Genomic DNA, 9,590 nt, shown 5'->3' with positions numbered 1-9,590 from the left:
CCTGGCAGAGTTGTCGAATCTAGGATTGATCTTTTCCTGGTTAGGTCTCTTGCCTTTCTTGCAGCTTCCCTCGCTCTTCTGGATGCTAGGGCCTTTTCTATTATATTTTTGGCAGGCTTTGGGTTTTCCTCTAGATAGGCTTGAAGTCTCTGACTAACGAAAGTATCTACCGCTCCTCTAACCTCTGAGTTTCCAAGTTTAGCCTTGGTTTGTCCTTCGAATTGTGGGTCTGATATTTTGATTGAAACTACCGCTGTAATTCCTTCTCTGATGTCGTCACCTTGAAGGTTTTCCTCGTTTTCTTTTAGGAACTTAAAGTTCCTAGCATAATCATTTACTGTTCTTGTAAGGGCTGATCTAAAGCCTGATAGGTGGGTACCCCCTTCTGGTGTGTGAATATTGTTGGCATAAGTTAGGATATTTTCGCTGTAGCCGTCTGTATATTGGAAGCTTACTTCTACTTCTATATCTTCTTGCATGCCATCGAAGTGAGGAACTTGCTCCATAATTGGAGTCTTGTTTCTATTAAGATAGGTTACAAATTCCTTGATTCCACCCTCATATTTGAAGCTTTCAGAAAAGTCATCTCTCTCATCTTCGAGGATTATTTCTACTCCCTTGTTGAGGAAGGCCATTTCCCTAAACCTATTTTCTAAAGTTTTCCTATCAAATATTGTTGTATCGAAAATCTCTCCATCTGGCTTAAATGTTATAGTTGTACCAGTTTCTTCTGTATCTCCTACAATTTCTAAATCGCTGGTGACTTCTCCCTTGGCAAAGGTCATTTTGTAGATGTGACCATCTCTTTTGACTTCAGCTATTAGGTATTCACTTAGGGCGTTTACTACAGAGACACCTACACCGTGAAGTCCTCCCGAAAACTGATAGGCAGAGTCGTCGAACTTACCACCAGCGTGTAAAACTGTAAGAACCGTCTCAAGGGTTGACTTGTGAGTTGTAGGGTGCTCTTTAACTGGGATTCCTGAACCGTCATCCTCGACTTTTATTACATTGTCTTTGCTTACTGTTACTTTTATGTAGTCGCAACGACCAGCCAAGGCTTCATCTACAGAGTTGTCAACGACCTCGTAAACTAAGTGGTGAAGTCCCTTTTCACTGGTTGAACCTATATACATACCAGGTCTTAGTCTAACTGGTTCTAGTCCTTCCAAGACCCTGATATTGCCAGCATCATAATTGTTATCTTGCATACTATTCCTTTCTAATCTTTCCATCTAAGATATATGAAATCTTTTCCCTATCTACATACTCCAAACTCTTGGTATTGGTTGCAGTTATTATTGTCTGAAAGCCCTTAAGGTTTTCTAACAAAAACATAGACCTTTTCTCATCTAGCTCTGAAAAGACATCGTCAAACAAAATGACAGCCTCATCTCCTGTCACTTCCTTAATCAACCTTACTTCCGCAAGTCTAATGTTTAAGATAGCCGAACGCTGTTGGCCCTGAGAAGCAAAGCTTTTGGTATTTTTACCATTTATACTTATTTCAATATCATCCCTATGGATTCCTCTTTGGCTAGTAAGGTATTTAAAATCTAAGTCTCTCGCCGACCTAAAAATTTCCTCGTAGTCTGTGAGACTTTTAGCTTCAATATCAGCCTTATAGCTTAGTTTTAACTCTTCCTTATTCGCTGTTAGAGATGAGTGAAATTCACTAGCAAATTTATTAATAATTTTAATAAATTTATCCCTAGTTTTATATATCTTGTATGAAAGCTTGGTAAGAGACTTATCGAAAGCCTCTAGTTGTTCTTTAAAGTAGGGAGCTTTTTGTTTTTTCAAAAGCTTATTTCTCTGATAGAGAATTTTATCGTAATCTCTCTTGTTGGCCTTATAGGATAAATCAATTTCTTCTATGATTTCATCGATTAAATCTCTCCTACGATTTGGCCCATCCTTAATTATTCCGAGATCTTCTGGAGTAAATAAGACAATCTTGAAAAGAGATCTTAAATCTTTCCTCCTATCATATTTTACTCCATTTACGAAAATACTCTTATCATTATCCTTTACTTCTATGAAAACTTCCTTAAAAGATCTGCCCTTTCTTATAGTGCCAGCAAGCTTCATCTGGCTTTGGGAAAACCTAATTATATCATTATCTCTAATCTTCTTAAAGCTTGATGCATTGGCCAAATAATAGACACTTTCTAAAAGATTGGTCTTACCCTGGGCATTATCCCCAATGAAGATATTGGAGTCCTTGTTAAATTCTACATTTTCATAAAAATAATTTCTAAAATTATTTAACTTTAAATCTTTGATCCGCATTATACAATTGTAATCGAAAAATCATCAAATTCGACTGTATCTCCCTTGTGGAGCTTTTTTCCTGCCACAAAGCAAACAGATCCATTTAAAAGGACACCTTCTTCTTTGATTATAGCTTTGGCAAGACCTCCTGTAGGGATAATATTAGTCGCCTTTAGTAAATCTTTTAATTTTATCTCTTCACTTTCAAATTCAATTTTTTCCATAGCTACCTCAATTCGCAAGTCTTACTGGAAGAACTAGGTAGGTAAAATCCTCATCTTCGTAGCTTGAGTTTTCTGGATATATTAGGCATGGATTTAGGGACGATTTGAAGTTTAGCTTTATCTTTGATGAATCACAGGCCTTGACCCCTTCTTGCATATATCTAGCATTAAAGGCTATTTCTAGGTCATCTCCCTTTTGCTCTACATCTATAGCTTCCCTGACATCACCTATCTCTGAGTTTGACTTTATAAGCATAACATTATCTGAAAGCTCAATTTTAATAAGGTTGGCCCTACCTGGATCTGATAAGACTTGGGCACGGTCTAGGGAATTGATCAAGTCTCTTTTGTCTAGGATAACGCTAGTTTCTGAAATATCATTTATTATATTTCTATAGTCGATAAAGTTTTTATCAATTACCTTGCATTGCATGGTAGTGCTACCGCTTGTAAATATTAGGTCATTTTCGTTCTTGTAAAGCTTAGTTGTCAAATCATCTGAAACAATCCTAGACCATTCTAGTAGGGACCTCTTAGGTATGATATATTCGCTATCCTCATAGTCTGTTGGGTAATCGAGTTTTATCTTCTTTAGGGATACCCTGTAGCCATCGAGAGCCACCATATTGACGTATCCTTCTTTTAGTTCAAATAATATCCCTGTTAGAGCAAGCTTGGTCTCATCTAGACTTGTAGAAAATTCGGTCTGGCCTATAGATCTTTTTAGGATATCATTAGCTATTTCTATTGGCTTAGTTTCTGGAATGTTAATATCATTTTTATCATAATAATCAAAGGCTATGAGGTTAAAGCTTGAAGATGAACATTTGATAGAGATCTTCCCTTCTTTATTTTCTATTATCACTATGTCGTTTGGAAGTTTTCTTACTATATTGGAGATTAGACTTGCCTTTACTGCCATCTCTCCTTCTTCATCTACTACGGCATCGACTTCTGTTTTTATAGATATTTCACCATCAAAGGCTCTTAGCGAAAGAGAGCTAGCAGAACACTCAAAGTATATTAATTCATGTATCTGTATATTGGTACTCTTTGAGACTGCTTTCATGGCAATGGTAATAGCGTTCATTAAATCTTGCTGGTTGATTTTAAATTTCATGGTTACTCCTTAACTTATTATATATACTTAGTAGTATTATTAGTAGGGCCTGTATAAATGTGGATAAGTTTATATAAAGGCTATATTAAGCCAAATATATCTATTGATAACTTGGGCATAATTAAAGGATAAAATCCCTAGTTTTCCACACTTCCCACAAGATAAAGTTCGTAGATAAAAACTTTTGACTTATCAACAAACTTATCCACAGGTTTATAAACAATCTACTCTGTGATCTCCTTCAAAAGAGCATCTATTTCTTCTTTGAAGTTATCGTCTTCTTCGATTTGTTTTTGAATTTTATCAATGCCGTGCATGACAGTTGTATGGTCTCTGTCAAAGGCGTTGGAGATTGTTACTAGTGAATCTTCCAAGATTTCTCTTGATAGGAACATAGCTATTTGTCTAGGATTTACAATTTCTTTTTTCCTAGATTTTCCCTTTATATCAGATAATTTGATTCCATATTTATCAGCCACGTACTTTTGTATATCATCTATACCTACGCGTTTTTTCTTATCCTTTACTCTAGTAGCAACTCCTTTTATGGCATCTTCCATGGTTACTACTTCTCTATTATCGCTCTTGGCATAGGCTATGGCAGTAGACAAGGCTCCTTCGAGGTCTCTTATATTTGTATCGATATTTTCTGCTATATAAAAGAGAATATTGTTGTCTATATAAGCACCTAGCTGGTCGAGTTTTTTTTGTAGTATTGCAACTCTCGTTTCAAAGTCAGGCTTTCCGATATCTACTATAATGCCCCAAGAAAATCTGGATATCAGTCTATTTTCTAAATGTTTTATCTCCTTGGGTGGCCTATCAGATGATATTACTATTTGCTTGCCTGTATTGTAAAGGTCGTTAAAGGTGTGGAAGAACTCCTCCTGGGTTCCTTCTTTTCCGGCAATAAATTGGATATCATCTATAAGAAGGATATCAACGGACCTGTATTTTTCTCTGAACTTCTCGTTTTTGGTTGACCTAAGGGCAGATATCATTTCATTTGTAAACTTCTCACTTGATAGATACATCACGTAGGCATCATCTCTATTATCTAAGATCTCATGGGCAATAGCCTGCATCAAGTGGGTCTTTCCTAGACCACTTTCTCCGTAGATGAATAGGGGATTGTAGAGTCTAGCTTGGGACTTATTTGAAATATTTTCCGCAACAGCCTGGCTAACTCCCAAAGCGTACTGGTTGGACTTACCTTCAACGAAATTTGCAAATATATTTTCTTCTTCAAGTTGGGGTCTAGGAAATGAATTGACCTTACTTATTCGCATCTGACCATTGGGATCATAGTCCTTTCCCAGGGTTAAGACCTTGTTGTAATCGTCGGAATCTTTTGCAATAACAGAAACCTTAAGGTCTTTTCCTGTCTTATCCTTTATATTATCAAGAGCAAGCTGAAGTTGAGGAACCCAGATTTTGTCATAGATAAAGAGGGTATCCTTTTTGGGAACTTCTAGATAGAGGGTCTCGCTATATAAATTTAGGGGTTTTAGAATGCTAATCCATGTATCGAATTGCTGAGTATCGGTAACATGCATTTTCATTTCATTTTTTAATTCATCTGTAATGTATTCTAGATTCGTCATCCATACTACCTTCCTTCTAAAGTTATACACAAGGGATAAAGCTTAAAATATTAAAATCTTATCGAGAAAAAAGAACTTATCCCCAGAAATGGGATAACTTGTGGATAACTTTTATGTTGATAATTCTTTTTGCTAAATTTTAGGCTTTAGAGGGACAAATCCTAGGAAAAAATTAACTAGCTTGGATCTTATCCACAAAAAAAAGTTAAAATATCACAAAAAACATAGTTTTACATATACTTTTACACAGCTAATTATACTATAATCAAGCGATTTAATCAACTTATCCACATTTTTTATTATATTTTTGGGAAAACTTATTTTTACACTTTGAAAAGACCGAAATTTCTAGTGTATATGTGGAAAAGTCTGTGTATTTATTTATACTCCTTCATACTTTTTTCAGAAATCAGTAATTTAAGCCAAAAAGAAAATTGATAATCGATGATTTTTAAATTTTATTCATAAGGAATTTTTGTTTACAACTTGTGTAAAATTATTCTATCCCCAATTTTATCCACATTGAAAATCTATGCACAATTAATCCTGATATTTGATTATTTATTCAAAGACCAAATGCATAAATTATACATAGGGGGAATGTATCCTTATCAATGTAATATTTTTTGTCTATATATCTTGACAGATTAGCTTTATTTCAATATAATAGTATGAGTCAAAAAAAGAGTAGGAGGTGTAAGCATGAAGAGAACTTATCAACCAAATAGAAGAAAGAGATCTAAAGATCACGGCTTTAGAAAAAGAATGTCAAGCCCAGGCGGTAGAAGAGTACTTAAAGCTAGAAGAAGAAAAAACAGAAAAAGATTATCTGCTTAGGCTAAAATAGTAATATATAGATTAGAGAAAGGGCCTTTTTTAAGGCTCTTGTTTATTAGATTTTTAATATGGAAAAAAGAATTAGTTTAAGAAAAGATTTAGACTTTCAAAGAGTATACAAGAAAAACAATGCTTTCTATAATAGAGATTTCACTGTACTTATTAAAAACAACGGCCTAAATCATCCTAGATTTGGAATCACTGTTAGCAAAAAAATCGGCAAGGCCAACCAAAGAAATTCACTAAAGAGAAAGTTAAGAGAGATTCTTAGGCTTAATTACTATTCTATTAATGGAGTAGATATAATAATTATTCCTAAGAAACATACGACAGATTTTACTTATGATAAATTAAAAAAATCTCTGGGTCATGTTTTGAGCAAGGCTTTTAAGAAAAATATTGTCTATTATGATAAATAGATTCTTTATAAGACTTATTAAGTTTTACCAAAAGTATATCTCTCCCCAATTAGGCCCTTCCAAGTGCAAGTTCTACCCGACTTGTTCCCAATATGCACTGGAAGCTTTCAGAAAATACGGGTTTTTGAAAGCGTTTATCAAGTCTTTTTGGAGGATATTAAGATGCAATCCATTCTCTAAGGGTGGGTATGATCCTGTAGATTAAATAAAATAGATGGAGTTTATATGATTAAGTTTATAGCAGGCATTTTAGGTCAGCTTATGAGATGGATATATGACTATCTCGCGGCAAATTTCACAGAACCTACAGATGTTAGTTTTTATGCCATAGCGATAGTAATAATGACTTTGCTTGTAAGTCTTTTAATTATACCAATGACCGTTAGCCAACAAAAGCAAGCGGAAAGAACTAAGGTTTTTAAGCCAAAGATGGAAGAAATCCAGAAAAAATATGGCTACGACCAACAAATCATGCAACAAAAGATGCAAGAACTATACAAGGAAGAAGGGGTGACTCCTGGTCTTTCGGGTTGTCTTGTTATGATAATCCAAATCCTAATACTTTTTGGATTGTTTAGAATGATGAGCGATACTACAAAATATGTATTTACAGAAGGACTTGATAATGTTAGAACTAACTTCTACTGGGTGCCAGACCTACTTGAGAAAGATCCTTATTGGTTTGGCCTACCACTTCTTACATCTTTATCTCAAGTTGGTGTACAACTTTTCTCAATGAAGACAAATCCACAAATGCAACAATCAGGAGGGGCAATGGGAAGTATGAATAACATGCTTTTACTAATGCCTTTGATGTATTTCTTTGTATTTAGAGGTCTCCCTGCAGGTTTGCCACTATATTACACCCTAAGTTCCTTATTTAGATTGGTGATAATGGTTATAATGCATTTTTCAATGAGAAATAAAAAAATGGAGTTAGAAAATGAAAAAGTCAATAATTAAAAGTGCCAAAACAAAAGAGAAAGCAATAGAGCTTGCTCTAGAAGAAATTGGCAAGATGCGTGATGAAGTAGAAGTTGAGATTATTGAAGAAGAGTCTGCTGGCTTTTTGGGCCTTATTGGAAGTAAGGATGCAGTAGTTAGAGTAAGCTATGAAGAAGACATCAAAGAAGCCTTATCTAATCTAGAAAGAGAAATAGACGAGACTGAATTTGCTACAAAAACAAAAGATAGCGAAGAAGAAGTTGAAGTAGAAGTTAAAGAAAAAGTTGAAGAATTTTCTGAACCTAAAGAAAACAAAGAGAATGAAACAGTAGAAGAAAATACTGTAGATTATGGCAAGGCCAAACAAAAGGCTGATATAGACAAGTTCTATGAGGCAAAGGACCTCTTAGAGAAAATCCTTCTAGCTATGCACTTTGACGATGTTACGGTTATAGGAAATCTAGAAGATAATATCATAAAGCTTGAAGCCAAAGTTTCTGAGAAAGATACAGGAATTGCTATAGGTAAGGCTGGTTCTACCCTAGATGCGATTGAATTTATCATAAGAAAAGCCATAGATTCAAGAAGAAATAATGTTAGAATTAATATCGATATTAACTCATATAAGAAGAGAAGAGATGAGAAAATAATAGACCTTGCTGCAGATACTGCTAGGAAAGTTCAAAGAAGTAAGAAATCTTGGAATTTAAGATATATGAATTCCTACGAGAGAAGACTTGCCCACGAAGAGATAAGTAAATATCCAAATGTATCAAGTCACTCTGAAGGAACTGATCCTAAAAGATATGTTGTAGTTGAATATGTAGAATAAGCTTGTGACCTTTGACCTGAACCCGTAAACACGGAATACTTTAATAATATCTTAAGCGGAATGTAGTCTGTACATAACAGGAGACATTCCGTTTAATTTTGTTTTGATCCTATCTTCATTGCACCATTTAATATATTTTTCAATCTCGCTTATCAAATGGTTGTAATTTTTAAAATATTCTCCATAAAACATTTCTTGTTTTAGTATCCCAAAGAAATTCTCCATTGGAGAATTGTCTAGACAATTCCCTTTTCTTGACATACTTTGCCTAATATTCATTTTTTCTAGTTTTTTAGTCCAAGTACCATGTTGATAATGGAATCCTTGATCAGAATGTATTATTAGTTCGCTTGTATTTTCTGTTTTTCTTAAAGCTTTATCTAGCATAGCATTGGTTAAGTTTATTGTTGGGTGATTACTTAGTGTATAGCTGATTATTTCGCTATTGTAAAGGTCTAATATTGGTGATAAGTACAGTTTCTTTTCTTGACCTTTAATTCTAAATTCTGTTACATCTGTTAACCATAATTCATTTGGTTTACTTGCCTTAAATTGTCTGTTTACTACATTATCTGTTACTTTACCTATTTGTCCCTTGTATGATGAGTATTTTCTTGATCTAGTTTTAAATTTAGAGCATAGCCAGGATTCTTCTCTCATTATTCTTAAGACTTTTTTATGGTTGATATTGAGTCCTTTATTTTTTAATACCATGGTTATTCTTCTATATCCGTATCTACCTCTTGATGCTTCTACTATGGTTTTAATTTCATCTTTAACTTTTTTGTCTTTATCTACTGGATTAGATAACTTGCTCTTCCACTCATAGTATGATGATTTTGGTAATTTAGCTATATTTAACCATTCACTTATCTTGCTTTTAGGATATTCTTTTAGAAGTATGAGGATTATCTTTGTTTTTTCCTTGCTTCTGCTTCCTCTTCTAGAAGCAAGGCTTGTAGCTTTTTTTCGTATACTATTTTCATTTTGAGAAGCCTATTTTCTTCTCTTAGTCTTATTAATTCTTCTCTTTCACTTTCGTTCATTGGATTATTGTTCTTTAGCTTCTTATTTGATTTGATCATATCTTTTCTAGGCCTTCCTCTCTTAACTTCTAGCCCAGATAGACCACGTTGTTGGTAAGCTTTCTCCCAGCTGTATACCATAGATCCATTTGCAAGATTAAAATGCTCTGCAGTTTCTCTAAGCGAAGTGTTATTGGTTTGCCTATATTGTATTACAGATAGCTTAAATTCACTAGTGTATTTATTGTATTTTAACTTTTTAGATAAGTTCTTAAAGCCTCCTGAATTATATTTATTTATCCAATTTTTC

At 34.1% G+C, this 9,590-nt stretch carries 12 protein-coding genes; 5 read left to right on the top strand and 7 right to left on the bottom strand.

Going from position 1 to position 9,590, the window contains the following annotated elements; all coding sequences use genetic code 11:
• The 5 genes from MRZ08_RS00545 to dnaA form a co-directional block, all read right to left on the bottom strand.
• Positions 1–1,211, bottom strand: a 1,211-nt coding sequence (locus MRZ08_RS00545; protein ID WP_297377959.1) for an ATP-binding protein, incomplete at its 3' end; no start/stop codon positions are given.
• A 1-nt stretch (position 1,212) separates the two neighbouring features.
• Complete coding sequence (gene recF / locus MRZ08_RS00540) at positions 1,213–2,292, bottom strand: DNA replication/repair protein RecF (protein WP_297377957.1); 1,080 nt, start codon at positions 2,290–2,292, stop codon at positions 1,213–1,215.
• Complete coding sequence (locus MRZ08_RS00535) at positions 2,292–2,498, bottom strand: RNA-binding S4 domain-containing protein (protein ID WP_297377955.1); 207 nt, start codon at positions 2,496–2,498, stop codon at positions 2,292–2,294. The genes recF and MRZ08_RS00535 overlap by 1 nt, the downstream gene beginning before the upstream one ends.
• Before the next feature lie 7 nt (positions 2,499–2,505).
• Positions 2,506–3,618 (bottom strand): DNA polymerase III subunit beta, encoded by a 1,113-nt coding sequence (gene dnaN / locus MRZ08_RS00530; protein ID WP_297377952.1) that lies wholly within the window; start codon positions 3,616–3,618, stop codon positions 2,506–2,508.
• Between the two features lie 224 nt (positions 3,619–3,842).
• A complete protein-coding gene (gene dnaA, locus MRZ08_RS00525) occupies positions 3,843–5,222 on the bottom strand; it encodes a chromosomal replication initiator protein DnaA (protein ID WP_297377948.1) in 1,380 nt (459 codons plus the stop codon).
• 702 nt (positions 5,223–5,924) lie between these two features.
• Between dnaA and rpmH the strand changes: the two genes are divergently transcribed.
• The 5 genes from rpmH to jag all read left to right on the top strand — a co-directional run bounded on the left by rpmH (position 5,925) and on the right by jag (position 8,255).
• Positions 5,925–6,059 carry a 50S ribosomal protein L34 gene (gene rpmH, locus MRZ08_RS00520; protein WP_004836563.1) on the top strand — a complete coding sequence of 45 codons (135 nt, stop codon included), beginning with the start codon at positions 5,925–5,927 and terminating at the stop codon, positions 6,057–6,059.
• A gap of 68 nt (positions 6,060–6,127) precedes the next feature.
• Positions 6,128–6,478 (top strand): ribonuclease P protein component, encoded by a 351-nt coding sequence (gene rnpA, locus MRZ08_RS00515; RefSeq protein ID WP_297377942.1) that lies wholly within the window; start codon positions 6,128–6,130, stop codon positions 6,476–6,478.
• Complete coding sequence (gene yidD / locus MRZ08_RS00510; RefSeq protein ID WP_297377965.1) at positions 6,471–6,683, top strand: membrane protein insertion efficiency factor YidD; 213 nt, start codon at positions 6,471–6,473, stop codon at positions 6,681–6,683. Before rnpA ends, yidD begins: the two co-directional genes overlap by 8 nt.
• 20 nt (positions 6,684–6,703) lie before the next feature.
• Positions 6,704–7,441: a YidC/Oxa1 family membrane protein insertase gene (locus MRZ08_RS00505; protein ID WP_297377939.1), complete on the top strand. Its 738-nt coding sequence runs from the start codon at positions 6,704–6,706 to the stop codon at positions 7,439–7,441.
• A complete protein-coding gene (jag, locus tag MRZ08_RS00500; RefSeq protein ID WP_297377936.1) occupies positions 7,422–8,255 on the top strand; it encodes an RNA-binding cell elongation regulator Jag/EloR in 834 nt (277 codons plus the stop codon). The genes MRZ08_RS00505 and jag overlap by 20 nt, the downstream gene beginning before the upstream one ends.
• A 51-nt stretch (positions 8,256–8,306) precedes the next feature.
• Here the strand turns inward: jag and MRZ08_RS00495 are convergent, their stop codons facing one another.
• Together MRZ08_RS00495 and MRZ08_RS00490 are read right to left on the bottom strand one after the other, a co-directional pair.
• A complete protein-coding gene (locus tag MRZ08_RS00495) occupies positions 8,307–9,230 on the bottom strand; it encodes an IS3 family transposase (RefSeq protein WP_297377962.1) in 924 nt (307 codons plus the stop codon).
• On the bottom strand, positions 9,164–9,590 hold a 427-nt coding region (locus MRZ08_RS00490), incomplete at its 5' end, for a helix-turn-helix domain-containing protein (RefSeq protein ID WP_297377933.1). The genes MRZ08_RS00490 and MRZ08_RS00495, both read right to left, overlap by 67 nt.

The sequence above is a fragment of the Anaerococcus sp. genome, assembly GCF_022770135.1.
Lineage (GTDB): Bacteria > Bacillota > Clostridia > Tissierellales > Peptoniphilaceae > Anaerococcus.
This window is presented reverse-complemented; position numbering and strand designations above follow the sequence as displayed.